Origin of the sequence: Bordetella saccharivorans (genome assembly GCF_045862855.1) — a bacterium.
In the GTDB taxonomy this organism is placed as follows: Bacteria; Pseudomonadota; Gammaproteobacteria; order Burkholderiales; family Burkholderiaceae_B; genus Bordetella_A; species Bordetella_A petrii_F.
In genome coordinates this window covers 411,664-438,180 of record NZ_BAAFZO010000001.1, presented here as the reverse complement: position 1 = coordinate 438,180, position 26,517 = coordinate 411,664, and the positions used below count along the sequence as shown (strand labels likewise).

Genomic DNA, 26,517 nt, shown 5'->3' with positions numbered 1-26,517 from the left:
GGGCGCCGCCCGCGTTCCTGACAACCACACGCCTGCGCATGGACGCCGGCGGAGGAGACACCCATGAATATCGTCGCGCACCGCTGCCGCGGCCTGTTGTCATCGCTCTTGCTGCTGGGACTGGCGCCGCTCGCCGCGCAGGCTGCCTGGCCCGAGGACAAGCCGATCCGCATGATCGTGCCGTACACCGCCGGCGGGGCTTCCGACACGCTCGGGCGCATGATCGCCGCGCGCCTGACCGAAAGCCTGAAGCAGACGGTGGTGGTGGAGAACAAGCCCGGCGCCGGCAGCATGCTGGGCTCGCAATTCGTCGCCCGCGCCGAGCCCGACGGCTACACCTTCCTGCTCGGCAGCATCTCGAATGTGCTCAACAACTTCTTCTATAAAGAGCCGTTGTATGACCTGCGCAAGGACCTGGCGCCGGTCGCGCAGGTGACCTCGGTGCCCAACTACCTGGCGGTGGGCCCCAAGGTGCCGGCGCGCAGCCTCGGCGAACTGATCGCGCTGGCCAAGCGCGAACCGGAATCGCTGAGCTGCTCCACTTCGGGCGTGGGCTCCTCGCCGTATCTGTCGTGCGAGCTGTTCAAGGTGCTGTCCGGGGCGCAGATCGTCAACGTACCGTTCAAGGGCGGCACCCAGGCGATCCAGTCGGTGATCGGCGGGCAGTCCACCATGTTCTTCGCCAACGAGGCATTGCCGTACATCGCGGCGGGCCAGGTGCGCGTGCTGGGCGTGACCACGCCCAAGCGGTCCAGCTACCTGCCCGACGTGCCGGCCATCGGCGAGAGCCTGCCGGGCTACGACGTGACCGCCTGGTACGGCGTATGGGCGCCGGCCGGCACGCCCCAGCCGATTCTCGAGCGGGTCAGCGCCGACATCAACGCCATGCTGCAGACCGAAGGGGTGCGCAAGACGCTCACGACGCTGGGCGCCGAAGCGGCCGGCTCGACCCCGCAGGCCTTCGGCGCGTATGTGGAGGCGGAAATGCAGCGCTGGCAGAAGCTGACCCGCGAAATGAAGGTGGAGCCCCAATGAGCGCGCCCGCGCCGCGCCGGCTGGCCGATTGCCTGGCCGATTGGGCGCGCCGCGCGCCGCGGCAGCCGGCGTTGTCCGATGCGCATGTCGACTGGACGTACGCGGAGCTGGCGCAGCGCGTGAGCGAGGCCGAGGCGTTCCTGCGCGGGCTCGGGCTGGCGCCCGGCGAGCGCGTCATGCTGGTGGGCGAGAACGGCGCGACGCTGGCCGCCCTCATCCTGGCGGCGGGCCGGCTCGACTTGTGGGCGGTGCTCGAGAACGCCCGCCGCGCGCCGCTGGAGGTCGACACGGTGGCGCGCCTGGCGCAACCGCGCCGCCTGCTGTACGCGCTGGACACCTCGCCGGACGCGGCGGCCCACGCGCGCCGCCATGGCGCTGCCGCGCATGCGACGCCGTTCGGCGCGGTGGCGGTGGGCGCGGCCGACGCCGCCAGCACCGCCGAGCCCGTGCAGGCCGACGCCGCCCGGCAGGTGGCGACGCTGATCTACACCACCGGCAGCACTGGCGTGCCCAAGGGGGTGATGCTGAGCCACGCCAATTTGCTGCACATCGGCGGCCTGATGCGCACACTGCGCCAGGTCACGCCCGCGGACCGGGTATACGGCGTGCTGCCCATCACGCACGTAATGGGACTGTCCTCCGGCCTGCTCGGCACGCTGTCGTCGGGCGCGCACATCCGGCTGGTGGCGCGCTTCGAGCCACGCCACTGCCTGGACGCGCTGGCGCGCGACCGCATCAGCATCCTGCAGGGCGCGCCCGCCATGTTCGCGCGCCTGGTGCAGGCCGCGCCGGACGGGGCGGCCGCGCCGGCGCTGCGCTTCATCGCCGCCGGCGGCGCGCCGCTCGACCCGACGCTGCGCGCGCAGGCGCGCGCCCTGTTCGGGCTGCCGCTGCACAACGGCTACGGCCTGACCGAAGCCTCCGGCACGTGCTGGACCCGCCTCGAGGATCCCGATCCCGGCACCACGGTGGGGCCGCCGACCCCCGGCATGAGCCTGCGCATTTGCGACGCCGAGGGGCGCGAGGTGGTCGACGGCGCGCAAGGCGAACTGTGGCTGCGCGGGCCGAATGTGATGCTGGGCTATTTCCGCGCGCCCGGACAGACCGCCGCGGCCCTAAGGCCCGACGGCTGGTTCAACAGCCAGGACCTGGCGCGCCGCCTGCCGGACGGGCGCATCGAGATCGTCGGCCGCGCCAAGGACCTGATCATCCGCTCCGGCTTCAACGTCTCGCCGCTGGAGGTGGAGCAGGCCCTCAACAGCCATGCCGACGTGCAGTTATCGGCCGTGTTCGGCCATGCGGTGGCCGGCAATGAAGAGATCGTCGCGGTGGTCGAGCCGGCGCCCGGCCGGCAGCCGCAGGAAGCCGCGCTGCGGGCCCACCTGGCCGAGCGGCTGTCGCCCTACAAGCGGCCCGGACGCATCCTGTTCGTGCCGGCGCTGCCGGTGGCGCCCAACGGCAAAGTCCTGAAACCCCAATTGTTGCAACAGATAGGAGACCTGCTATGAGCGACGCGGTGACGTACGAATCGCGGGACGGCATCGCCGTCATCACCATCAACCGCCCCGAGCGGCTCAATGCCATCGGCCCCGAGGTCGAGGCCGGCCTGGCGGCGGCGTGGATGCGCCTGAACGACAGTCCCGACGACCGCGTCGGCATCCTGACCGCGGCCGGCAGCCGGGCCTTTTCCTCGGGCCGCGACCGGGACGCCCAGAGCCCGCCCGACTACCGCAGCTTCACGCCGAATGTCGGCGTGGCGCTGGACAAGCCGCTCATCGCCGCGGTCAGCGGCTGGTGCGTGGGCGGCGCGCTGGTGCTGGTGGCCATGTGCGACTTGTGCGTCGCCACCCGCGACGCGCGCTTTACCTATCCGGAACCCAAGCTAGGCTTCGCCGGCGGCATGATCGCCTCGCTGGCCGCGCGCATCCCGCACAAAGTGGCGATGGAGCTCATGCTGCTGGGCGAGGTGGTGGACGCGCAGCGCGCCTACGAGGTCGGCCTGGTCAACCGCTTGGCCGAGCCCGGCGCGCACCTGGAAGAGGCCATGAAGCTGGCGCGCCGGCTGGCCACCAACGCGCCGCTGGTGATGGCCATGCTCAAGCGTTTCGCCGCCGCGACCGTGCCGCAGAGCCCGGTGGAGACGGCCGGCCTGGCCTGGCGCGAGACCGAGCGCGTGTTCCGCAGCGCCGACTTCCAGGAAGGGCTGGCCAGCTTCCGCGACAAGCGCGATCCGCGTTTCGCCGGCCGTTGAGGGCTATGCTTGTATTAAAGCGGCCATCTTGAATCGATCCCGCCGGCGGCCGGGCATCCGCGATGCCCGCCGCCGCGCGCGGCAACACATGAGGAGCTAGCAATGAGCTTTGCGGCGCTGATGCTGACGCAGCAAGACAAGACCACGCATGCGGCACTGGCCCGCGTCGAACCCGGCCAGTTGCCGGAGGGTGCGGTGACCGTGCGCGTGCAGTATTCCACGCTGAACTACAAGGACGCCCTGGCGATCACGGGCAAGGCGCCGGTGGTGCGGCAGTTCCCGATGGTGCCGGGCATCGACTTCGCCGGCGTGGTGGAGCAGTCCGACGCCCCGGGCTTCGCGCCGGGCGACGCGGTGCTGCTCAACGGCTGGGGCCTGGGCGAGACGCGCTGGGGCGGGCTGGCCGGCTATGCGCGGGTGCCGGCCGAATGGCTGCAGCATGTGCCACAGGGCCTGACGCCGCGGCGCTGCATGATGCTGGGCACGGCCGGCTACACCGCCATGCTGTGCGTGCGCCGGCTCGAGGCCCTGGGCATCCGTCCGGACAGCGGGCCGGTGCTGGTCACCGGCGCCAACGGCGGCGTGGGCAGCACCGCCATCGCGCTGCTGGCGCGGCGCGGCTACGAAGTGGTGGCCAGCACCGGGCGCGCCGACGCGCACCAGCGGCTCAAGGGCCTGGGCGCGCAGCGCATCATCGAGCGCGCGCAGTTGTCCGAGCTTGGCAAGCCGCTGCAGAAAGAAACCTGGGCGGCCGTGGTCGACAGCGTGGGCAGCCACACGCTGGCCAACGCCTGCGCCGCCACGCGGTATGGCGGCGTGGTGGCGGCCTGCGGCCTGGCGCAGGGCATGGACCTGCCGGCCACGGTCGCGCCGTTCATCCTGCGCGGCGTGACGCTGGCCGGCATCGACAGCGTCTATGCGCCCATGGCGCAGCGCCAGGCCGCCTGGGACGACCTGGCCGCCAGCCTGCCGGGCAAACGCATCGACGCCATGGCCGAGGAAGTCCCGCTGGCGCAAGCCATCGACTACGCCGCGCCGCTGCTGGCCGGCAAGCTGCCGCACGGTCGCGTGCTGGTGCGGGTGGGGGAATCCTGATGGCGACCGGTCCGGAACGCTTGCGCGATTTCATTGTCGGCGCCACCCGCCAGGCCGACCGGCACGGCGCCGCCGGCATGGCCGGGCCGGCCCTGCAAGCCCAACTGGCGGCACTCGTGGCGCACGACGACTGGCTGCCCGAGGCCTGCGCCGTGCCGCATCCCGAGCACTACCAGCAGTACCTGCTGCATTGCGATCCGCTGGAGCGCTTCAGCCTGGTGAGCTTCGTGTGGGGGCCGGGGCAAGCCACGCCGGTGCACGACCACACCGTATGGGGCTACGTGGCGATGCTGCGCGGCAGCGAGTGGAGCCAGCGCTACCGGGCCGCCGCGCCCGGCTATGCGCCGGACGGCCCGCCGGTGGCGCTGCAGCCGGGCCAGATCGAAGTGCTGTCGCCCGCCGAAGGCGACATCCACCGGGTGTGGAATGCCCATGCCGACGCGGTGTCGATCAGCGTGCACCTGTACGGCGGCAACATCGGCGCCATCGCGCGGCATGTCTATGACCCGGACACTGGGCAGGCCAAGCCGTTCGTGTCGGGCTATTCGAGCGCTTCCCTGCCGAATGTATGGGATCGTTCGGCCGAGGTGCGCCGGGGGCTGGCCGGCCAGGGCCGGTAGGCCGCCCGCGCGCGCCGCCTTCAGGCGAGCCAGTGCGCCACGTCGTAATAGGCCACCACGTCGCCGTCGCGCACTTCCTGTCCCGCCGGCATGCGCGCCAGCCCGGTGGCCCAGGGCATGGAGCTGATCACGGACGAATCCTGGTTGGGATAGGGCACCAGTTCGGGCGCGCCGCCCGGTTCCTGGCGCCATTGCACGCGCAGGAATTCCTCGCGGCTGTCCTGGCGCGGACGCTCGGTGCGCAGCGCGGCCGCGCCCACTGGCGGAAACAGCGCCGCGCGGCCCTGCATGCGGCGCACCAGGGGCGACACCAGCATGGCATACACGGCATACACCGACACGGGGTTGCCGGGCAGGCACACCACCGGCTTGCCATCGATATGCGCCAGCGCCACCGGCTTGCCGGGCTTCATGCGCACCTTCCAGAGCGCCAGCTTGCCGCCCAGCGATTCCAGCACCGGCTTGACCAGGTCTTTCTCGCCCACCGACACGCCGCCGATGCTGAGCACCAGGTCGCAGTCGGCCAGCATGGTCGTCAGGGCGGCGCGCAGGTCGGCTTCGTTGTCGCGCGCGTGCAGCACGTGCACGGTGTGCGCGCCGGTCTTTTGCACCAGCGCGGCCAGCATCGGGCCGTTGCAGTTGTAGATCTGCTGCGCGGCGCGCTCGGCGCCGGGCGCGACCAGTTCGTCACCGGTGGTCAGGATGCCGACCCGCAGGCGGTCATAGACCTGCACATGGGTCAGGCCCTGCGATGCCAGCAGCGCGATGTGCGCGGCTTCGAGCAGGGTGCCGGCCGCCAGCAGCGGCTGGCCGGCGGTGGTGTCCATGCCGCGCTTGCGCACGAACTGGCCGGGCGCGGGCGCTTCGAGGATCTGCACGTGGCCGTCCGATTCGCGGGTGTTTTCCTGGATGACCACCGTGTCGGCGCCTTCCGGGATCAGGCTGCCGGTGAACAGGCGCGTGGCCTGGCCCGGCAGCAGCGGCTGCGGCATCTCGCCCGCGTAGCTGCGCTGCTGCACGGGCAGGCTGGCGCCCGGCTGGTAGTCGGCGTGGCGGATCGCGTAGCCGTCCATGGCGCTGTTGTCGGCCGGCGGAAGGTCGAGCGTGGCCGACAGGCCGTTGGCCAGCACGCGCCCGGCCGCGTCGGCCAGGGCCACCAGCTGGCGGCGGTCGAGGGGGGCGGCGGCCTGCGCCAGCAGCGCCTGGGCGCGGTCGAAGTCGAGCAGATCGTTGTTCATGCGGTATCGGATGGCGGGTGGTCAGTCGCGCGGCGTGGCGCCGGCGTCCCAGGAACGGGTGCGCGCGTCGTCGGCTTCGCGCTGCTCGACCCAGAAGCTGCGGCCGCCGGCGAGGGTTTCGCGTTTCCAGAAGGGCGCGCGGGTCTTGAGGGCGTCGATCATGTATTCGCAGCCGCGGAAGGCGTCGCCGCGGTGTGCGCTGGCGGCCGCCACGAAGACGATCTGCGCGCCGCGCGGCAGGGCGCCCACGCGGTGGGCGATGACGGTGCCGGCCAGGGTCCAGCGCTGGCGCGCCGTGTCGGCGATTTCATGCAGCTCGCGCTCGCACATGCCCGGGTAGTGTTCGAGAAACAGCGTGTCGGTGGCCTGGTCCGGAGCGAAGTCGCGCACGTAGCCGGTGAAGGACACGATGGCGCCGGCTTCGGCGCCGGCCTGTTCGCGCAGCGCGGCCAGCAGGGCCGCGCCGTCGAAGTCGGCTTCCTGGACGGTGATCATGGCTCAGCCTCCGGTGACCGGCTCGAAGATGGCCACTTCGTCGCCCGGCCGGATCGGCGCCGACGGCTTGGCATGGGTCTGGTTGATGGCCAGCTTCAGGCGCGCGGCGGGCTCGAGCTGCGGGTAGCGCGCCTGCAGCGCGGCGAGCAGTTCGGCGCCGGTGGCCTGTTCGGGCAGCGGCCAGGCTTCGGCGCGCTTGCCGACCAGTTCGGCGACGCGCGCGAAGTACAGCAGGTTAATCGTTGCGCCACTCACCGCTTTTACCTCCTGCCTTGTATTCAAGGCGTACCTGTTCGATCACGATGCCCTTGTCGGCGGCCTTGCACATGTCGTAGATGGTCAGGGCCGCCACGCTGCAGGCCGTCATGGCTTCCATTTCGACGCCGGTCTTGTAGCGCGTGCGGCAGGTCGCGCGCACCTCGACGGTGTGGGCGGCGTCGTGCAGGTTGAACTCCACGCCCACGAAGGCCAGCGGCAGGCTGTGGCACAGCGGGATGAGCTCGGCGCAGCGCTTGGCCGCCAGCACGGCCGCCACGCGCGCGGTGTTGAGCACTTCGCCCTTGCCCTGGCCCGGCTGCGTGAGCAGGGCATAGGCCTGGGCATTCATGCGCACGCTGCCGCGCGCGATGGCGACGCGGTCGGTGTCGGCCTTGGCGCCGACATCGACCATGCGGATCTGGCCGGACTCGTCCAGGTGGCTGAGCGTGGGGGAAGGGGAAGACATGGGCAGAAAAAGTGTTAACGATTGAAAATGCGGGACGGTTTCGGGCGAGGACCATCGCGTCCACGCCCTATGATAGACGAGCTCTGCCGGGGGCGCGATAATCCCCGTGCCCGTACCAGGAGATCACGCATGCCCCTCAGGATGCCCAGGTTGAGGTTTACCCGGCGAATCGGAAAAATCCTACTGGCTACGCTGGCCGTCATCCTGATCCTCTGCGGCATCGCCGCCTGGCAAGTTCCCAAGGTGCTGCGCAGCGCGCTCACCGAAGACGTGGCCGGCCTGCTGGGCCGCCAGGTGCAGGTGGGCGACATCAGCTTCAATCCCTTCACGCTCACGGTGCGGGCCCATGATCTCTCCGTGGCGCAGCCCGGCGGGGCCGCGCCGCTGCTGGACATCGGCCAGCTCGATGTCAGCGCTTCCTGGATGTCGCTGTTCTGGTTCGCGCCGGTGGTCGACTCGCTGCGCGTGCAGCGTCCGCGCATCGCGCTGGTGCGCGAAGACGTGACCCGCTTCAACTTCTCCGACATCCAGCAGAAGCTGGCGGACATGGCGGCCGCGCGGCCCGCCACGCCGCCCGAGGCGGGCGAAGACGAAGGCCTGCCGCGCTTCTCGCTCAACAACCTGGTGCTCGAGGAAGGCTCCATCAGCTTGGACGACCAGGTCACCGGCCGCAAGCAGCAGGTCGACGAGATCGCGCTGGGCGTGCCCTTCATCTCGACCTTCGGCTATGCCACCGACATCGACGTGCAGCCGCGCGTGCACATGCGCATCAACGGCAGCCCGTTCGACCTCACCGGGGTGGCGCGGCCATTCGACGTGGTGCCGGCCTCGACCCTGAACGTGGCGTTCCAGGGCCTGGAGCTGGAAAAATGGGCCGACGCCTGGCCCGCGCCGCTGCCCGTGAAGGTCGAGCGGGCGCTGCTCGATTCCGACCTGCAGGTCGTGTTCGAGCAGCCGCGCGACGCCGCGCCGCGCGTCAAGGTGGTGGGCGACCTGGGCCTGCGGCAGCTGGACGTGCGCGAAACCTCCGGCGAGCCCCTGCTCGCCTGGAGCACGCTGGACGTGCGCCGCATCGCCTTCGACCTGGTCGAGCGCCGCCTGGCGGTGGGGCAGGTCGAGCTCTGGTCGCCGCAGGCGCACACGCGGCGCGACGCCAGCCAGCGGGTGAACTGGCTGGAGATCATCAACAAGCTGCAGGCCCTGGGCGGCGGCCAGCCGGCCTCCAAGCCCGCGCCGGCGCCCAAGCCCACGCCGGTGGCCGCGCCGGCGCCCGCCGCCAAACCCGATCCCGTCGCGCCGGAGGCGCACACCGATGCGGCCAAGCCGGCTGCCCCGGCCGCGCCCCAGCCGGCCGACGCCGGCCAGCCCGCGCCCGCCCCGGACGGCTGGCGTATTTCCGTCGACGCCATCAACATCAACGATTTCGGCCTGCGCCTGCGCGACGCCGCGACCCAGCTCGACTACGCCCTGGCGGGCATGGCGGTCACGGTCGAGAACGTGCAGTTCCCCCAACCGCCGGACCGGCCGATCCACCTGTGGCTGACCATGGACAACCCGGCCGATGGCGGTTGGATCCGCGCCAAGGGCCCGTTGATGCTCAGCCCGCTGGCGCTCGACCTGGACGTGCGGGCCGGCCACCTCGGGCTGGCGCCGTTCGCGCAGGCGGTGCGCAGTCAGGCGCCCATCCGGCTGCTCGACGGCTTCCTGAGCCTGCAGGCGCGCGTCAACGTGGCCGAAAAAGGCGGCGCGACCCAGGTATCGGCGACCGGGGTCAAGGCCGACCTGTCAAAGTTGTCAGTGCGCGACGAATCGGTCGAGCCCGCCGTCCCGCTGGCCCTGGACCAGCTCACCCTGGCCGCCGACCGCCTCGCGCTCGACGCGACGCCGACGCCGTTCACGCTGGAGGCCTCCGGCATCCAGGGCAATGGCCGGCTCGCCCTGAAGGGCTCGCTCACCCCCCAGCCGCTGGCGCTGCAGACCGAGGTCGACCTGGCCGGGCTGGACCTGGCCTCGCTGGCGCCGTATGTGGCCTCCAGCCTGAACGCCACCGTGCGCGCGGTCACGGTGGGCGCGCGCGGCCAGGCCTCGTTCGCCGCCGCCGCCGGCGGCGCGCCCATGAAGGCCGGCTGGCAGGGCGCGGTGGACGTCACCGGGCTGGACCTCGCCGACCGCGTCAACCGCGACGACTTCCTCAAATGGAAGCGCCTTGGCCTGGAAGGCATGCAGGTGTCGATGGACGGCGCGAAGTTCGCCGCCAACCTGGGCGACATCACCCTGGACGATTTCTACGGCCGCATCCTGCTCAGCGCCGAGGGCCGGCTGAACGTGATGGATCTGGTGGCCGAACCGGGCCAGGCCGGCGGGTCGATCACGCAGGACACCCAGACGCGCGGCCGCGCCCCGCGCCAGCCAGGCAAGTCGGGCGAACTGCCCGACATCTCCATCGCCAGCGTCACGCTCAAGAGCGGCCGCATGACCTTCACTGACCGCTTCGTCAAGCCGAACTACACGGCCGAGCTCTCGCGCATCGAAGGCGGCCTGTCCGCGGTGTCGTCGCGCAGCCCCAAGCCCGCCAACGTCAAGGTCACCGGGCGGGTCTACGGCACCGCGCCGTTGTCCATCAGCGGCAGCGTGCAGCCGTTCGCCGAATACCTGTCGCTGGACCTGAAGGCCTCGGCCAAGGGCGTCGACCTGCCGCGCTTCACCACCTATTCGGCCAAGTACGTCGGCTATCCGATCAAGCGCGGCAAGCTGTCGCTGGACCTCGAATACAAGCTGAAGGACCGCGCCCTGCAGGCCAGCAACCACGTGGTGCTCAACCAGCTCACCTTCGGCGACAAGACCAACAGCCCCGACGCCACCGACCTGCCGGTCATGCTGGCGGTGGCGCTGCTCAAGGACAGCCGCGGCAATATCGATATCAACCTGCCCATCTCCGGGTCGCTGGACGACCCGCAATTCTCGGTGGGCGGCATCATCGTGCGGGTGCTGGTCAACCTGGTCGTGAAGGCGGTCACCTCGCCGTTCTCGTTGCTGGCCTCGGCCTTCGGCGGGGGCGAGGAACTGTCCTATATCAACTTCGAGCCGGGCAGCGCGGTCCTCGCCGCCGAGGCCGACGAGCGCATCGCCACCCTGGCCAAGGCCCTGAACGACCGGCCGGGCCTCAAGCTGGACATCATCGGCCGCGCCGATCCAGCCACCGACACGGAAGGCCTGCGGCAGGCCTGGGTCGACCTGCAGATCCGCAAGGCCAAGGCCGCCGACAGCGGCGGCCGCGGCAAGCGGCCCGACCCGGCCGGCGTCACGCTGACCGACGCCGAGCGGGCCGAATACCTCGAAGAGGTCTACGACGACACCGACATCGAGAACAAACCGCGCAATTTCATCGGCTTCGCCAAGTCGATCCCGCCCGAGCAGATGGAAGCGCTGCTGCGCGAGGCCGCGCCGGTGGGCGACGACGACCTGCGGCAGCTGGCCGAGGCGCGCGCCCAGGCGGTGTATGAAAAGCTGCAGGAAAGCGGCCCGGCCGACCGCATCTTCATCGTGGCGCCGGAACTCGACGGCGCGGCGGGCGAGGGCGATGCCGCGCCGTCGCGGGTGGATTTCGCGCTGCAGTGACGCGCGCCGGGCCGGCCGGCGGCGCTTGCCGCGGCGCCGGCCTATTTCCGGGGCTCGGGCAGGCCGTCGGTGACTTCGGCGATGGCGCGCTTCATTTCGTCGTAGCCGATGTCGCGCTCGTGCTGGAAACTGCCCAGCATGCCGGCGCAGCCGTCCACGCCGGACTCGCGCATGTCGGTCATCATTTTCTTGCCTTCGCCGCGCCCCTTCTGGAACAGCGGGTCGAACTGCGCCGCGGAATAGCCGAACTCGGCCGCGTAGCGCTGCAGGTTGGCGCGCGCCGTGGCCTGGTGCCGCGCCAGGTCGGGCGCGGCGGCGCCGCAGGCCTGTGCGGCGCCGTTGGTGGCGCCGGCCGTGGTCACGAGTTGATCGAATTCCGCCTGGCTCTGCGCCAGGGCGGGCTGGGCGGCCCAGCCCAGGGCCAGCCCGACGACGGTGGTCAGCAGGGTGCGCATGGCTCCATTATGGCAAGGCGCCGCCGCGCCGGCATCCCCGCCGCGGTGTGGAGTCGTATCAGACTGTGCATGTTTCTTTCCCGCCACCCTCCGGCCGGACGGTCAGCCCCGCAACGGTCCGACTGGCACTATGATGAGGGTTTGCCGGGCGATTCCCGCCCGTTTTCTGCTTGTACATGGAGAGGTACATGACCATCAAAGTGGGCGACCGCGTGCCCGACGGCACCCTGACAGAATTCTTCGACACCGAGGCCGACGGCTGCGCGCTCGGCCCCAATGCCTTCCAGGTCGCCGACCTGGTCAAGGGCAAGACCATCGCCCTGTTCGCCCTGCCCGGCGCCTTCACGCCCACCTGCTCGGCCAAGCACCTGCCCGGCTACATCGAGCAGGCCCAGGCCCTGAAGGACAAGGGCGTGGACGAGATCTGGTGCGTGGCCGTCAACGACGCGTTCGTGATGGGGGCCTGGGGCCGCGAGCAGAAGGCCGCCGGCAAGGTGCGCATGCTGGCCGACGGCTCGGCGCACTGGACTCGCGCGCTGGGCCTCGAGCTGGACCTCGACGCGCGCGGCATGGGCGTGCGCTCGCAACGCTATTCGGCCCTGCTCGAAGACGGCGTGGTCAAGAAACTGAACATCGAGGCGCCCGGCAAGTTCGAAGTCAGCGACGCCGCCACCATGCTGTCGCAGATCTAGTCTATTGTTGTTGTCGTACGCCGCGGGCGCGCGCAGCGCCCGCGGCGCCGCCCAAGCGAGCGGCGTTCCCCGCACCCATGCTATCCACCATTTCCTCGTTTTCGTCGCTGTACCTGGCGACGTTGCTGATGCTGATAGGCACCGGCCTGTTCAATACCTACATGGGGCTGCGGCTGACCGCCGAATCGGTCAGCGAAATCTGGATCGGCGCGCTGATCGCCGGCTATTACCTGGGCCTGGTGTGCGGCGCGCGCCTGGGCCACAAGCTGATCATCCGCGTCGGCCACATCCGCGCCTTCGTCGCATGCGCCGCCATTTCCACCAGCATGATCCTGGCGCAGATGCTGGTCGACTACATGCCGGTCTGGCTGCTGTTCCGCCTGGTGTCGGGCATCGTCATGGTGACCGAGCTGATGGTGATCGAAAGCTGGCTCAATGAACAGACCGAGAACCACCAGCGCGGCCGCGTATTTTCGGTCTACATGGTCGTGTCGGGCCTGGGCACGGTGCTGGGACAGCTCGTGCTGACCGCCTACGCTTCGCTCGACCAGGGGCCGCTGACCCTGGTGGCGGCCTGCCTGGTGTTGTGCCTGGTGCCGATCGCCGTGACGGCGCGTTCGCACCCGCCCACCCCGCTGCCGGCGCCGCTGGACCTGCACTTCTTCCGCCAGCGCGTGCCGCTGTCGCTGACCGTGCTGTTCGTGGCCGGCAACCTGTCCGGCGCTTTCTACGGCCTGGCTCCCGTCTACGCCGCCAAGTACGGCATGACGACGTCGCAATCGGCCATCTTCGTGGCGGCGGGCGTCACCGCCGGCCTGTTGTCGCAATGGCCGATGGGCTGGCTGTCGGACCGCATCAACCGCGCCGGCCTGATCCGCTTCAATGCCTTGCTGCTGGCGCTGCTGCCGGTGGCCATGTGGGGCTGGTTCACCTTGCCATATTGGCTGCTGGTGCTGCTGTCATGCGTATTCGGCGTGCTGCAGTTCACGCTCTATCCCCTCGGCGCCGCCTTCGCCAATGACCACGTCGAGCCCGAACGCCGCGTCGGCCTGAGCGCCATCCTGCTGATGACCTACGGGGTGGGGGCGTGCCTGGGGCCCATGGTGGCCGGCCTGTTGATGTCGACGGCGGGGCCGAGCATGTACTACGTGTTCGTATCGGTGTGCGCGCTGGTCCTGGTATGGCAGGTGCGGCCGGCCCGCGTGACAGGCGCGCACCAGGTGGACGAGGCGCCGGTGCATTTCGTGCCGCTGCCCGACAACCTGCAGAGTTCGCCCGCCGCGGCGGCGCTCGACCCGCGCGTGGATCCGGAGATCGATGTCACCATGGAGATGGCTTCGCCCGAGCCGGGCGTGGTGCAGGGGCCGGAGGCGGCGGCCGATGCCGCCAGCACCGGGGAGGAGCCGGAGGCGGGCGAGGTGCGGACGGGCACCTGATCGGCGCGGGCTGCCTGGAGGGTGTCGTTCTCTGTTCTTTCTATTGGCGTCGGGCCGTGGCGCCGGGGGCGGCGGGGCTTCCGTGGCCGTCCGGGCGCCCCCAGCGCCCGGCACCGCTTCGTCAACCTCGTCGCTACGCTCCTTCGGTTTCCCTCGCTCGGCCCCGAGGCGCCCCGCCACCCCCGGCGCCACGGCCCGACTCGCACCTGACCAACCTCGATACGCCGCCGGCACGATATGGGCTCGTAGGCTTCGTCGGTCGCGGCGAGGAGAAGAAAAACATCTTGCAGGGCCGCGTGTTCCAGCCGCCCTGCGCGGCTGGAACACGCTTTCGGCCGGTGGCGGGCGAAAGGCTGGTGTCGAAGGACTGGTGTCGAAGGACGGGGTCGTGATTCGTATGTTGCACGATGAGCGTTAGAAGCTTCCGGACGCCCGATAACGACAACGCGCGCCAACATCTGCACATCGCACCATTACCGGCCTGGCTGGTAGGGCTTGGCAACGTCCATGAAAAACCACCCACCCCGCATCCCGCCCGAATGCGTTTTCAAGCCGCGCAGGGCGGCTGGAACACGCGGCCCTGCAAGATGTTTTTCTTCCCCCCAGGCGCGGCCGACGAAGCGCAAGAACGGTATTGGCGGCAGCGGCGTGGCGGTTTGGCGTTGTCGCGAGTCGGGGCGGATGGGCGGAGCCGGCGGGGCGCCTCGGGGCCGAGCGAGCGGATGCCGTAGGGAGGCCCGAAGGGGCCGGACGAGGCGAGCGACGCGGTGCCGGGCGCGCTGGGCGCCCGGACGGCCACGGAAGCCCCGCCGGCTCCGCCCATCCGCCCCGACGCCAATAGAACAACAACCTCTAACGCCGAACTCTACCCCTTAGCCATCAACACCCGCGCATCATCCCCTTCACGGCATCATCATCAAGATGGCCGCCCCCGCCAACACCAGTCCCAGCAGGTTCAAGCCGCTGAGCCTCTCCCGGAACACCAGCGCGCCCACCACCGTGCCCACGGCAATCACCCCCATGTTCATGGTCGAGAACACCAGCGCGGGATTGTTGGGCAGCGCCTGGTGGGCACGGATGTAGGTCACGATGTTGCCGAAATTGGCCACGCCCAGCGCCATGCCGGCCAACAGGTGGCGCGCCTGCCACTCGGTGCGTCGCAGCAGCAGGTAGCCGGCCATGACGATGCCGGACAGGGCGAAGGCGATCAGCAGCGCGCCCGAGAACGCCGCGCCGGTCTTGGCGACCTGCTTGAACAGCACATCCACTACCCCGTACGCCAGCCAGACGCCCAGCGGCCACAGCCAGGCGCGGCCGTCGGCCGAGGCGGCCGCCGCCGGCGTGCGCCGCCGCAGTACGCAGAACAATGCGGTGAAAGCCAGGAGCACGGCGGCGGCCTTGCGCAGCGTGAGCGGCTCGCCGAACAGCGCGAAAGCCGCCAGCAGCGGCAGGAACAGCGACAGGCGCTGCGCGGCGTCGCTGCGCACGATGCCGGCATGGCGCACCGATTGCGCCATCGCCATGAAGCCGCTGGGCAGCAGCAGCCCCAGCGCCAACAACAGGCCCCACGCCTGCCCGGCCGATGCGAGCTGTTTGGCCGAAGGGTTCAGCATGAGCCAGGTCAGCGCCGCCGTGACCGCATAGTTGGCGGCGATGGCCTGCCGGACGTCGATGTCGTGGCGGCGCGCCAGCTTCAGCAGCACCGCCACGGTGACGCTGAACGCCACGCTGGCCAGCAGGTATAGCAGCCCGGGCGTCACGAACATGCGGCGGCGCTCCCGGGCGATGGCGGCGGCAGGCCTTCGGCATGCATGCCCAGGCGCGCCAGCAGCCGCTGGTCGGCTGCCACCTGCGGGTTGGCGGTGGTAAGCAGCATGTCGCCGCAGAACAGCGAATTGGCACCCGCCAGGAAACACAGGGCCTGCAGGCTGTCGCTCATGGCTTCGCGGCCGGCCGACAGCCTTACCCGCGCGCGCGGCATGGTGATGCGGGCGACTGCGATGGTGCGCACGAACTCGAACGGGTCCAGCGGTTCGGTGCCGGCCAGCGGCGTGCCTTCCACCTGCACCAGGTTGTTGATCGGCACCGACTCGGGATAAGGATCCAGGCTGGCCAGTTGCGCGATCAGGCCGGCGCGTTCGCGGCGCGACTCGCCCATGCCCACGATGCCGCCGCAGCACACGCTCAGGCCGGCATCGCGCACGCGTTCCAGCGTGTCCAGGCGGTCCTGGTAAGTGCGGGTGGAAATGATCTGTCCATAGAACTCGGGCGAGGTATCCAGGTTGTGGTTGTAGTAGTCCAGGCCGGCCGCTTTCAGTTGCTCGGCCTGGCCTTCGCGCAGCATGCCCAGCGTGACGCAGGTTTCCATGCCCAGCGCCTTGACCGCGCTGATCATCTCGGCCACTTGCTCCAGGTGGTGCGGCTTGGGGCTGCGCCAGGCCGCGCCCATGCAGAATCGCTGCGCGCCGCCGGCCTGCGCGGCGCGGGCCGCCTGCAGCACCTCGTCCAGCGGCATCAGCTTGTCGGCCGCCAGGCCGGTGTCGTAGTGCGCCGACTGCGGGCAGTAGGCGCAGTCTTCCGGGCAGCCGCCGGTCTTGATCGACAGCAGGCTGGACAACTGGATCGCGTTGGCGTCGAAATGCTGCCGGTGCGTCTGCTGGGCCCGGTACAGCAGGTCCATGAACGGCAGTTCGTACAGGGCCAGGATGTCGTCGGCACGCCAGGCCTGCGGCGCGGGAGCGGCCGGCCTGGCGATATCGGACACGGGAATGGTCGAGGTGTGCATGGCGTTCTCCGGTGGATCGTCATGGCGCCGCGGCGAAACCGGGGCAGGCCAATGGGCCGGATCGTAAGAACGCCGGCCGCACCGATGCAACGGCGCGGGAAGCTGGCTGAATGACTGTGTGTTGAGACGGTTTAGGCGGAAATGGCCGCGTATTGTCATGTGTCTGTCGGTAACGCGATGCCATCTTCGCCGAGCGGAAAGCGGCGATTTTTTGTATCTTTTTGTGAAACAAGGCCGGGCCAAGCTCCCCGGCGGTGATTAGAGCATGGTGATTAGTTATGAGAATAACAATTAATTATAATTAATATGGGTGGCCTGCAAGCCGCGGCGCCTGGACGGGGGGCATGCCGGCATCATTGCCGAACCTCGTTTGATTGCGGCGACGGTGTAATGCCGGCGTCCCCACGCGCCGCCGCATACCCGACCCGTGCCGGCGCAAGTTGTCGTAATGGGCAGTGCCGCGGCTCTTGTGGCCAGGCCACGCTGCTATGGAGCGGCACATGGCCCCGGGGCAAGATGGCGTTCCGTTGGCCAGTATCGCGAGGCCTGCAGGCGCCTCGCTTACGGGCCCGGCCTCGCGCCGGTCAAGGGGCGAGCGTCGTGAGCCGCTTTTCCAGGGCCCGCATTTCTTCGTAGCCCATCAGCTCCATGATGTCCTCGATTCCCACCAGCAGGTCGGGGCGGTGGGCCGGCACGCCGGTGGCGACGACGGTCTTCATTTCTTCCAGCGCGCTGCGCATGCCGTGGATGGCGGCCGCGGGCAGCATGCGCGGCAGGCTGATGCGCTTGACGCCGAGTCTCTTGAGCTCCGGGATCGGGATGAGAGGTGTGGTCGGGCGTTGGCGGATACCGAAGCCCATGTTGATGCTGACCGGGATGCCTGCCGCCTCTACGATGCGGCCGATGTCTTCCGGCGTCTTGACCGCGTCGGGAAAGATCACGTCGGCGCCCGCTGCGGCGTAGGCCTGGGCGCGGCGCGCGGCGCCTTCGATGCCTTCAACGGCCAACGCATCCGTGCGCGCGATGATGACGAAGCTGTCGTCGCGCCGCGCCAGGCAGGCCGCCTCGATCTTCTTCACCATTTCTTCCAGCGGGATCACATCCTTGCCTGGCATGTGGCCGCAGCGCTTGGGGCTGACCTGGTCCTCGATGTTGACGCCGGCGACGCCGGCTTCCTCGAACATGCGTACGGTATGGAACACATTCACCGGATTGCCGTAGCCCGTATCGGCGTCGGCGGTCAGCGGGATATCTACCGAACGCGCCAGCATGCGGCAATGATTGACGTTTTCGGTCAGGCCCATTACGCCGATGTCGGCAATGCCGAGCAGGGCGTTGGACAGGGCGGCCCCGCTAGTGCACGCCGTCTTGAACCCCGCGGCCTGCACCAGCCGCAAGCTGTAGCCGTCATAGACGCCTGGCGAGACAATGAATTCAGCGGTGTTGAGCAGATCCCGGAATTTCTGGGCGGCGGATGTCATGGGCGTGGATTTCCTCTGTACGGCTCGTGGTCATGGCGCAGCAGCGCCGGCGTGGGCGAATTATCAATTTCCACTGCCAAAAGTGTCAACTCTTTTTGGGGTAACAAGGCGTCGCCTCCTTTGAGGCTTGCGCTATAGCCGCAAATTCCCGTGGCCATTCGGACATAGTGTTGACAGTTAAGCTGGGATAGCTCTATGCTCCCTAGGGTACAAAGAAGGGCTTCTACATGACGGCGTCGTTGGTATTGAACGGGGTGCCGGCCGCTTATATCGACGTGGCGCATGTCGCCGGCCGGTATGGGGTCGACATCGACACGCTTCCCTATGTCATCCGCATCCTGCTCGAGAACCTGGAGCGGCATCGGCATTTCGGGCGGCCGGTGCAGGATGCCGAAATCGGGGCGGTTGCCCAGTGGCAGAGCAATATCTCCGCCCAGATTTCCCTGCACGTCGAACGGGTGATCCTGCCCGATTCAAGCGGCCTGCCCGTGCTGCAGGACCTTGCCGCATTGCGCGATGCCGTCGCCGCGGCCGGCGGCGATCCGGCCGCCGTGGACGCACGGGTGCCCGTCGACCTGATCGTCGACCATTCTCTGCAGGTCGACGCCTGGGGCGAAGACGGCGCGCTACGGCGCAACCTCGATGCCGAGTTCGGCCGCAACGCCGAGCGCTATCGCTTCCTCAAGTGGGCCCAGCAGGCTTTCGGTGGGTTGCGCGTCTTTCCGCCCGGAACCGGGATCATCCATCAGGTGAACCTCGAGAAGCTGGCCACGGTCGTCACCCTGCGCGAGCATGCCGGCCGGCAGTGGGCCTATCCTGATTTCGTCATCGGGGGCGATTCGCATACCCCCATGATCAATGGCCTGGGCGTGCTGGGGTGGGGCGTCGGCGGTATCGATGCGGAATCCGCCTTGCTGGGCCGCGCATACACATTCCCCATCCCCGAAGTGGTCGGCGTCGAGCTCAAGGGGGCGTTCCGCGGCCCGGCGACCACCACGGACGCCGCGCTGCTGGTCACCCAGTGCCTGCGCCGCGAAGGCGTTACCGGCTGCATGGTCGAATTCTTCGGCGAGGCCGTGCCGCGGCTGTCGGTGGCCGACCGCGCAACCCTCGCCAACATGGCACCGGAGTACGGCGCTACTTGCGGTTTTTTCCCCGTCGACGAGCAGACGCTGCGCTATCTACGCATGACGGGCCGCGACGACGCCCATATCGAGTCGGTCGCGGCATATTGCAAGGCGAACCGCCTGTGGCGGGCGGATCCGCTCTCATCCTCCATACGGTACGCACGGACCGTGACCATCGACCTGGACCGGGCCGAACCCTGCATGAGCGGCCCGCGCCGTCCGCAAGACCGCCTGCCCATCAGTGAGCTGGGCGGCGATTTCGTGCAGCGGCTGTCGCGGCCGCCGGCCGACGGCGGCTTCGGCGTCGCTCCGGGCGCATTGGCCCGGCCGGCGGGCGGCGCCGGGCTGCGCCATGGCAGCATCGTGCTGGCCGCCATCACTTCCTGCACCAATACTTCCAACCCCTCGGTAATGCTGGCCGCCGGCCTGCTGGCCCGCCGCGCCCGGCAGCGGGGCCTCGTTCCCCCGCAATGGGTGAAGCGGTCATTGGCGCCGGGCTCGCGCACCGTTACCGACTACCTGCGCAATACCGGCTTGCTGGACGATCTGGCCGCCATCGGCTTTGCCGTAGTCGGCTATGGTTGCACCACCTGTGGCGGGAAATCCGGCCCATTGTCTCCGGATGTGGTCCGCGATCTCGTCGAGCATGAATGGGTGGCGTGCGCGGTGCTTTCCGGCAACCGCAATTTCGAGGGGCGCATCCACAAGCTGGTGCGCGCCAACTACATCGGCTCGCCGCCGCTGGTGGTGGCGTATGCGCTGGCTGGACGCATCGACATCGATTTCGCCAGGGATCCCATCGGGCACGACTCCCAGGGACAGCCGGTGTGGCTGCACGAGCTGTGGCCGGACGAGGCGGAGCTGGGCGCATTGATGCGGACGGCGCTGTCGGCCGACGGGTTTCGCAGGGTCTGGGACTTGGAGCCGGAAGGCGCGCCGCAGTGGAGCCAACTGGTGGCCGGGACGGGGCGGCATTGGCAATGGGACCCGGATTCCACCTACCTGGTCGAACCGCCGTTCTTCCAGCCTCCCGCGCCCTCGGCGCAGCAGTCGGGGCAACGGCTGCGGGCCGCCCGAGTGCTGGGGCTCTATGGTGATTCGCTGACCACCGACCATATCTCGCCCAGCGGCGAAATTCCCGTCGAGGCGCCGGCCGGCCAGTATCTTCTGAGCCGCGGCGTCGCCCAGCCGGACTTCAACACGTACGTGGCTCGCCGCTGCAATTTCGAAGTCATGACGCGGGCGACGTTCGGCAACATTCGTATCCGGAACCTGCTGGCGCCGGATACCGAGGGCGGCTACACGCGCCATTTCCCCAGCGGCGAGGTCATGAGCATCTACGACGCCAGCCGGCGCTACATCGCGCAGGGCACGGCCACTGTCGTCCTCGCCGGCAAAGAGTACGGCACCGGCAGCAGTCGCGACTGGGCCGCCAAGGGAACCGCGCTGCTGGGCGTGCGTGCCGTGCTGGCCAAGTCCTTCGAGCGGATCCATCGTGCCAATCTGGTCGGCATGGGGGTGCTTCCCCTCCAGTTCGAGGCCGGCCAGGGGTGGCAGGAGCTCGGCCTGAACGGCAGCGAGGAATTCGACTTTCATGACGTGGTCGACGCCGTGCAGCAAGGGCGTGCCTTGCGGGTCACCGCCACCCGGGCGGACGCCCGCATCGAATTTGTCGTGCAACCGCAAGTATTGACCCGGTCCGAGCGTGAGCTGCTGCTTCAGGGCGGTATCCCGGCCAGCGTACTGGCGGACTATCTGCGCAATTGAAACGTGCTTCCAAGGAAATAAATCAACATGACAAGGCCTCTCGATACCGCTCTGGTCAATACGCTCGTCTTTCTGGAGGGCCAGGGGCTGGTGCCCGGGCAGATCGGCATCGCCGACGGCCGGATCGCCATGATCGTGGCCCACGGGCAAGCGCTGCCCCCCGCGCGCGAGGTCATCGATTGCCAGGGGCTATGGACGCTGCCCGGCGTCATCGATCCGCATGTGCATTTCGGCTTCGGCTCGCCGGAGACGGATTTCGAGACCGAATCGCGCTCCGCCGCGCTGGGCGGGACCACCAGTGTCATCTCCTTTCATCGCTCGGCTGACATCCGGGACAGCTTCGATGCCGTGAAAGCGCGCGCGGAGAGCCAGAGCTGCATCGATTTCGGCTTTCACTTCGGCATCACGAGCCGCTTGCACGTCGACACGCTGGACGAGATTTCGCGCCGCTTCGGGGTCAACTCATACAAGCTGTACATGATGTACAAGGGGGCGGCCGGCTTGTCGAAAGGCTTTACCGACATCGACGACGGCCTGCTGTGGGGCGCATTGATGGCCACCCGGGAAATTCCCGGCGCGGTCCTGGGCGTGCACTGCGAAAACGTCGAGGTCATCCCCTGGCTGCGCGACCCGTTGCGCGCCGCCGGCCGCGACGACCTGGCGGCCTGGAACGAGCAAAGCCCCGACTTCCTGGAAGCCGAGAACGTGCACCGCGTGTGCTACTTCGCCGGCAAGACGGGCACCGCGGTGAACATCGTGCACCTGAGCAGCCGCGAGGCCCTGCAAGAGGTGCGTCGCCATCGCGGCGACGGCCGCACGGCGCCCATTCATGTCGAGACCTGCCCGCACTATCTGTTCCTGGACGACCGCAGCCCGGCGGGCGCTTATGCCAAGGTGAACCCGCCAGTGCGCTCGGCCGCCGACATCGACGCCATGTGGGAAGGAGTATGCGACGGGGCGGTGACCACCATCGGATCCGATCACGTGCCGCGCAAGCGCGCCACCAAGGACAAGGACATCTGGGCGGCCAGCAATGGCTTTCCTGGCACGGGCATGATCCTCCCGATCTTGCTGCACGAGGGCTATCACCGTCGTCAGGTGCCGCTGGAGACGCTCATGAAGGTGGCCAGCAGCGCATCGGCGCGCATCTATGGCATGTCCGGCAAGGGGCGCATCGCGGTAGGCAACGATGCGGACCTGGTGATCGTCGATCCCGACCTCGAGCGCGCCGTCGACCCCGCTGCCTCGGAATCGCATGCCGATTACTCGCCATATGAGGGCATGACCTTCAAGGGATGGCCGGTGCGCACCCTGGTGCGCGGCCGCACCGTGGCGCGCGACGGCAAGATCGCCGATGCCGCGCGGCACACTCCCGGCGGCCGCTATCTGAGCCGACTTTGAACATCAATCAACAGGAGCAAAACCAATGTCCGAACCCAAACGCATCTGGGACGATTTCCTGACCGACCGGGACAAGGCGGTATTCAAGGCGGCGGGCTACGGCAAGCGCGGCGGCTTTGGCAAGCGTCCGGCCTTGTTCATCATCGATGTGCAGTACAACTTCTGCGGCGACACGCCGCAAGACATCCTGGAAGGTCTCAAGCAGTACCGCACTCATTGCGGGGCCGAAGCCTGGGAAGCGGTCAAGCACATCGTGCCGTTGCTGGAGCTGGCGCGCGAGAAGAACCTGCCCGTTTTCTACACAGAAAGCGGCCGTCGCAACGACTTGCTCGACAGCGGAGTGCAGGTGGGCAAGAACCACCGCGGCACCGAGAAAACCGTGCTCGCCAATACCCACGCGACCCGGACGGTGGAGGAGCTGGCGCCGCGCCCGCAGGACATCCGCATCGTCAAGCAGAAGCCATCGTGCTTTTTCGGGACGATCTTCATGAGCCACCTCAACTTTTTCGACGTGGACACGCTCATCCTGGTCGGCTGCACCACCTCCGGCTGCCTGCGCGCCACAACTGTCGACGCCTATTCGTACAACTTCAAGGTGATCATCCCCGAAGAAGCTTCGTTCGACCGTTTCCAGTCCAGCCACGCGATGAGCCTGTTCGACCTGAACTGCAAGTATGCCGATGTCATCCCCACGGCCGAAGTGGCCGATTATCTGAGGGCGCTGCCGGTTCGCGCCGTGGAATGAGCCCGCAGGCATGAGCGCCACCACTCCCATCCCTCTTACCCTGTTGACCGGGTTCCTGGGCAGCGGCAAGACCAGCCTGTTGCGGCGGCTGATCCACCAGCCCGGGTTCGCGCGTTGCGCGGTGATCGTCAACGAATTCGGGGAAGTAGGGCTGGACCAGGCGCTGGTGACCGACCAATCCGACGACCGGGATATTCAACTGCTGGATTCAGGCTGCCTGTGTTGCCTGGCCAGCAGCGCTATCCAGGACACGCTGGCCTCGCTCTACTACCGGCGGCTGCGCGGCGACATTCCCTGGTTCGACCGTGTATTGATCGAAACCTCGGGCCTGGCCGAGCCCGGGCCGATCATCAATGCGGTCTACGGCGACGGTTCGCTTTGCCGCCAGTTCCGGTTCGATGGCGTCATCAGCACCTTCGATGCGGGGTTCGGGCAGGCCGACGTGGACACGTACCACGAAGCCAAGACCCAATTGCTGATGTCGGACACCATCGTGCTGACCAAGGGCGATATGTACCCCGACACCGGCCGGCTGGCGGCGTGGCTCGCCGTCTTGCATCCGGCCGCGCGCATCCTGGACAACCGCATGGCCGATGACGCACTGGCCCGCGACCTGCTGGATCCCACCGCCGCGCCCGTCCGCCCGGCCGGCCCGTCCGCCGCTGACAGTCCGCCAACCGCGTTGCGCCACCTGCTGGCCTACGGCATTCATAGCGTCACGGTAGATGTGCCGGGTCCGGTTGGCTGGCCGGCTTGGGCGGCATTCGTGCGCGGCGTGCAGCACGGCTACGCCGACCGGCTGCTGCGGCTGAAAGGCGTGTTGCCGTTCGCCGAAGCGGGGCCGATGGCCGTGCATGCCGTACACCACGTGTTCTCGACGCCGGCAGCGGCCGCGGGCACCCCTTCACGCCTCATCGGCAAGCTGGTGTTCATCGTCCGCGACCTGGATCGTGCCGAGGTCGAGCAGATGGTCCGATTGCTGGCAACGCCCGCCGATGAAATCGGCTAGGTGTTAACACCGATCCTAATCTGTTAACACTTTGTGTAGATTTCCACATATAGCGCGCTTGAATGGCGATTTTCTCGCTTTGCATGCTGATAAATGCAAAATCTGTCAACACTAAAGGATCAACAATGAATCAACCCGCATTCGGCCCCCGTTCGCCGCAGCGCCGGCGCGTCGCGCTGGCTGCGCTGGCCTTGACGGCGCTGGCGGCCTGGCCGGCGTCGCAGGCGGTCGCGGCGCAGTGGCCTGAGCGCCCGGTGACCCTGGTCGTGCCTTTCGCGCCTGGCGGCCCCACCGATGTCACGGCGCGCGTGCTTGGCGAGGCGCTGAGCAAACAGTGGAAGCAGACCGTGGTGATCGAGAACCGCGCCGGCGCGGGTGGGACGATCGGCGCCGGCTATACCGCCAAGGCGGCGCCCGACGGCTATACCCTGGTCCTCGGCGTCACGGGCTCGCACGGCATTGCCGGCTCGCTGTATCCCAAGCTGCCCTACGATCCGGAGAAGGACTTCGAGGCGGTGGCGAAAGTCGTGATCTATCCGAATGCGATACTCGCCAATCCAGGCATCCCCGCCAATAATCTCCAGGAACTGATCGCGCTGGCCAAGAAGGACCCGAAGTTCCAGGTATACGGCACGGACGGCAATGGCACTGCCTCGCACCTGACCATGGAGTTGCTGCGCGAGCGCGGCCAGTTCCCGATGGAGGCGGTCCAGTACAAAGGGGCCAGCCCGCTGATCAACGACATCGTCGCCGGCTTCGTGCCCGTGGGCATCACGGGGCTGCCGTCGGCCGAGGCGCAGATCAAGGCGGGCAAGCTCAAGCTGATCGCCATCACGACCGACAAGGACTACAGCGGCAGTGGTTACGCCACCATTGCCGAGCAGGGTTTCCCGGGATTCGCGGCCGCGCCCTGGTCGGGCATCTTCGCGCCCAAGGGCACGCCTGCGCCGGTCGTGCAGAAGATCGCGGCGGACATCAAGACCGCCATGGCATCGCCCGATGTCGTTGAGAAACTCCAGACGCTCGGGCTGACGCCGATGCCTGTGACGCTGGCCGATTTCGACGCGGAACTCGAACGCGAGCGCGCCTCGTGGGCGCAGGCCGTGGAGATTTCCGGCGCGAAAGTGCAGTAGCGCCCGCGGATCGCCATGTCATTCGATACCGAGTTCGATGTTCTCATCGTGGGAGCCGGCGGGTGCGGCCTGGCGGCCGCCATCGCCATCCATGACCAATGCCCCCGCGCCGGCATCGCGGTCCTGGACAAGGCCGACCGAGCTTGCGGCAATACGGTATTGTCCAGCGGCTCGATCCCGGCTGCGGGCACGCGTTTTCAACAAGCTGCCGGCATCCACGACACGCCGGCGTTGTTCGAGGAAGATCTGCTTTCGGTGGCGGGCGAGCACGAGGCCATGCACCTGACGCGGGCGCTCACCGCAACCTCGGCCGAACTGGTCGAATGGCTGGTGGACCGGGCCCATGTGCGGCTGACGCTGGTGGAGTCCTACAAGCATATCGGCCATCGCGTGCACCGGCTCCACGCCCCGCCATCGCGCCGCGGCGCCGACCTGGTCGACGATTTGCTGCGCGAATGCGAACGGCGCGATATTCCGGTGGCGTGGTCGAATGCGGTGACCGGCCTGGCCGTCGATGAAGGCCGGCTGTGCGGCGTCGCCTGCGTCACGCCGGATGGCGCGGCCACGCGGATCGGCGCGCGTCACGTGGTGCTGGCCAGCAATGGCTATGCCGCCAACAAGGAACTGTTGCGGCGCTTCGTCCCGGAGGTCGCCGACGCTCCTTATGGCGGCGGCACCGGCAGCGCGGGCGAGGCCATTCTGTGGGGCGAGCCGCTCGGCGCCGCGCTGGCCAATATGCGGGCATATCAGGGCCACGCCAGCCTGGCCGACCCGCATGGGTCCCTGGTGACGTGGACCGTGGTGGAGAAGGGCGGCATCATCGTCGACCGCGCCGGCCGGCGGTTCGGCGACGAGAGCATCGGCTATTCTGCCTTCGCCGCGCTGGAACTGGAGCGCGAGGGGCCATTCTGGCTGATTGCCGATACCCGGGTACGCGATCTGACCGCTGCCGGCCAGGAAGAATATGCCGAGCTGGCCGCACATGGCGGGGTGCTCGAAGGCGAGCTGCCGCAAATCTGCGCGCGCACCGGGATCGACGCGGGCGGCCTGGCGGCGACGCTGGACGCGGCGCGCTTATGCGCGGCCGGCGCTGCGCGCGACAGCTTCGGCCGCGCCCAGTGGGGGCTGGGCGCGTTGGGCGAGCGCCTGACGGCCACGCGCATTGGGCCCGCCATTTTTCACACGCAGGGTGGTTTGCGGGTCGACTCCGATGGCCGCGTGCAGGCCGCGAGTGGCGTCGCCATCGCGGGCCTCTGGGCCGGCGGCGGCGCGGCCTGCGGCATCAGCGGTAATCGCGGCAGCCTTGGCTATATGTCGGGTAACGGCCTGTTGTCCGCCCTGGGACTGGGAATGCGCATCGGCCGGGCGATCGCGGCAGAGCTCGACGGCGCCGGAGGCTGAGCCTGCGCC

Annotated in this window: 22 protein-coding genes; 14 read left to right on the top strand and 8 right to left on the bottom strand. The window is 68.7% G+C overall.

Going from position 1 to position 26,517, the window contains the following annotated elements; translation table 11 throughout:
* The first annotated feature begins 63 nt into the window (after positions 1-63).
* The 5 genes from ACKTT0_RS02090 to ACKTT0_RS02070 all read left to right on the top strand — a co-directional run bounded on the left by ACKTT0_RS02090 (position 64) and on the right by ACKTT0_RS02070 (position 5,001).
* The gene (locus ACKTT0_RS02090; RefSeq protein WP_407847700.1) at positions 64-1,035 is read left to right on the top strand and encodes a tripartite tricarboxylate transporter substrate binding protein; all 972 of its coding nucleotides are present in this window, start codon (positions 64-66) and stop codon (positions 1,033-1,035) included.
* Positions 1,032-2,543: a class I adenylate-forming enzyme family protein gene (locus ACKTT0_RS02085; protein WP_407847699.1), complete on the top strand. Its 1,512-nt coding sequence runs from the start codon at positions 1,032-1,034 to the stop codon at positions 2,541-2,543. The genes ACKTT0_RS02090 and ACKTT0_RS02085 overlap by 4 nt, the downstream gene beginning before the upstream one ends.
* Positions 2,540-3,286, top strand: a complete 747-nt coding sequence (locus ACKTT0_RS02080) for an enoyl-CoA hydratase/isomerase family protein (RefSeq protein WP_407847697.1) — start codon at positions 2,540-2,542, stop codon at positions 3,284-3,286. The genes ACKTT0_RS02085 and ACKTT0_RS02080 overlap by 4 nt, the downstream gene beginning before the upstream one ends.
* A gap of 102 nt (positions 3,287-3,388) precedes the next feature.
* Positions 3,389-4,381, top strand: coding sequence for an acrylyl-CoA reductase (NADPH) (acuI, locus tag ACKTT0_RS02075; protein WP_407847695.1), 993 nt, complete (start codon positions 3,389-3,391; stop codon positions 4,379-4,381).
* Positions 4,381-5,001, top strand: coding sequence for a cysteine dioxygenase family protein (locus tag ACKTT0_RS02070; RefSeq protein WP_407847693.1), 621 nt, complete (start codon positions 4,381-4,383; stop codon positions 4,999-5,001). The genes acuI and ACKTT0_RS02070 overlap by 1 nt, the downstream gene beginning before the upstream one ends.
* A gap of 20 nt (positions 5,002-5,021) precedes the next feature.
* Here ACKTT0_RS02070 and ACKTT0_RS02065 read toward each other — a convergent pair whose 3' ends face one another.
* Genes ACKTT0_RS02065 through moaC form a run of 4 tightly spaced genes read right to left on the bottom strand, consistent with a single transcriptional unit; the run spans position 5,022 to position 7,458 of the window.
* Positions 5,022-6,227 carry a molybdopterin molybdotransferase MoeA gene (locus ACKTT0_RS02065; RefSeq protein WP_407852370.1) on the bottom strand — a complete coding sequence of 402 codons (1,206 nt, stop codon included), beginning with the start codon at positions 6,225-6,227 and terminating at the stop codon, positions 5,022-5,024.
* A gap of 33 nt (positions 6,228-6,260) precedes the next feature.
* Positions 6,261-6,734, bottom strand: a complete 474-nt coding sequence (locus tag ACKTT0_RS02060) for a molybdenum cofactor biosynthesis protein MoaE (protein WP_407847691.1) — start codon at positions 6,732-6,734, stop codon at positions 6,261-6,263.
* A 3-nt stretch (positions 6,735-6,737) separates the two neighbouring features.
* Positions 6,738-6,989, bottom strand: a complete 252-nt coding sequence (gene moaD / locus ACKTT0_RS02055) for a molybdopterin converting factor subunit 1 (RefSeq protein ID WP_028353049.1) — start codon at positions 6,987-6,989, stop codon at positions 6,738-6,740.
* Positions 6,970-7,458, bottom strand: coding sequence for a cyclic pyranopterin monophosphate synthase MoaC (gene moaC, locus ACKTT0_RS02050; protein ID WP_407847689.1), 489 nt, complete (start codon positions 7,456-7,458; stop codon positions 6,970-6,972). Before moaC ends, moaD begins: the two co-directional genes overlap by 20 nt.
* A 129-nt stretch (positions 7,459-7,587) precedes the next feature.
* On the opposite strand from moaC, the gene ACKTT0_RS02045 reads away from it, so the two are divergent.
* Positions 7,588-11,076, top strand: a complete 3,489-nt coding sequence (locus ACKTT0_RS02045; RefSeq protein WP_407847687.1) for a DUF748 domain-containing protein — start codon at positions 7,588-7,590, stop codon at positions 11,074-11,076.
* Positions 11,077-11,117: 41 nt separating this feature from the next.
* Here the strand turns inward: ACKTT0_RS02045 and ACKTT0_RS02040 are convergent, their stop codons facing one another.
* Positions 11,118-11,531 (bottom strand): hypothetical protein, encoded by a 414-nt coding sequence (locus ACKTT0_RS02040; protein ID WP_407847686.1) that lies wholly within the window; start codon positions 11,529-11,531, stop codon positions 11,118-11,120.
* A 188-nt stretch (positions 11,532-11,719) separates the two neighbouring features.
* Here ACKTT0_RS02040 and ACKTT0_RS02035 point away from each other — a divergent pair, with 188 nt between their 5' ends.
* On the top strand, positions 11,720-12,223 hold the full coding sequence (locus tag ACKTT0_RS02035) for a peroxiredoxin (RefSeq protein WP_407847684.1): 504 nt from the start codon (positions 11,720-11,722) through the stop codon (positions 12,221-12,223).
* Between the two features lie 77 nt (positions 12,224-12,300).
* The gene (locus ACKTT0_RS02030) at positions 12,301-13,659 is read left to right on the top strand and encodes an MFS transporter (RefSeq protein ID WP_407847682.1); all 1,359 of its coding nucleotides are present in this window, start codon (positions 12,301-12,303) and stop codon (positions 13,657-13,659) included.
* A 902-nt stretch (positions 13,660-14,561) separates the two neighbouring features.
* On the opposite strand, the gene ACKTT0_RS02025 is transcribed toward ACKTT0_RS02030, so the two are convergent.
* From ACKTT0_RS02025 to ACKTT0_RS02015, 3 genes are all read right to left on the bottom strand, one after another.
* Positions 14,562-15,419 carry an EamA family transporter gene (locus ACKTT0_RS02025; protein ID WP_407852369.1) on the bottom strand — a complete coding sequence of 286 codons (858 nt, stop codon included), beginning with the start codon at positions 15,417-15,419 and terminating at the stop codon, positions 14,562-14,564.
* Positions 15,416-16,444 carry a biotin synthase BioB gene (bioB, locus tag ACKTT0_RS02020; protein ID WP_407847680.1) on the bottom strand — a complete coding sequence of 343 codons (1,029 nt, stop codon included), beginning with the start codon at positions 16,442-16,444 and terminating at the stop codon, positions 15,416-15,418. Before bioB ends, ACKTT0_RS02025 begins: the two co-directional genes overlap by 4 nt.
* Before the next feature lie 584 nt (positions 16,445-17,028).
* Positions 17,029-17,925, bottom strand: a complete 897-nt coding sequence (locus ACKTT0_RS02015; RefSeq protein ID WP_407847678.1) for an isocitrate lyase/PEP mutase family protein — start codon at positions 17,923-17,925, stop codon at positions 17,029-17,031.
* A gap of 227 nt (positions 17,926-18,152) precedes the next feature.
* Between ACKTT0_RS02015 and acnA the strand changes: the two genes are divergently transcribed.
* The 6 genes from acnA (at position 18,153) to ACKTT0_RS01985 (ending at position 26,508) form a co-directional block, all read left to right on the top strand.
* Positions 18,153-20,819, top strand: a complete 2,667-nt coding sequence (gene acnA, locus ACKTT0_RS02010) for an aconitate hydratase AcnA (protein WP_407847676.1) — start codon at positions 18,153-18,155, stop codon at positions 20,817-20,819.
* Positions 20,820-20,846: 27 nt separating this feature from the next.
* The gene (locus tag ACKTT0_RS02005; protein ID WP_407847675.1) at positions 20,847-22,220 is read left to right on the top strand and encodes a dihydroorotase; all 1,374 of its coding nucleotides are present in this window, start codon (positions 20,847-20,849) and stop codon (positions 22,218-22,220) included.
* A 25-nt stretch (positions 22,221-22,245) separates the two neighbouring features.
* A complete protein-coding gene (locus tag ACKTT0_RS02000; RefSeq protein WP_289785687.1) occupies positions 22,246-22,965 on the top strand; it encodes an isochorismatase family protein in 720 nt (239 codons plus the stop codon).
* Between the two features lie 10 nt (positions 22,966-22,975).
* Positions 22,976-23,974: a CobW family GTP-binding protein gene (locus ACKTT0_RS01995; RefSeq protein ID WP_407847673.1), complete on the top strand. Its 999-nt coding sequence runs from the start codon at positions 22,976-22,978 to the stop codon at positions 23,972-23,974.
* 125 nt (positions 23,975-24,099) lie between these two features.
* Positions 24,100-25,107, top strand: a complete 1,008-nt coding sequence (locus ACKTT0_RS01990; protein WP_407847672.1) for a Bug family tripartite tricarboxylate transporter substrate binding protein — start codon at positions 24,100-24,102, stop codon at positions 25,105-25,107.
* Positions 25,108-25,122: 15 nt separating this feature from the next.
* Entirely contained in the window at positions 25,123-26,508 is a 1,386-nt protein-coding gene (locus ACKTT0_RS01985; protein ID WP_407847671.1) for an FAD-dependent oxidoreductase, read from the top strand.
* The last annotated feature ends 9 nt before the right edge of the window (positions 26,509-26,517 follow it).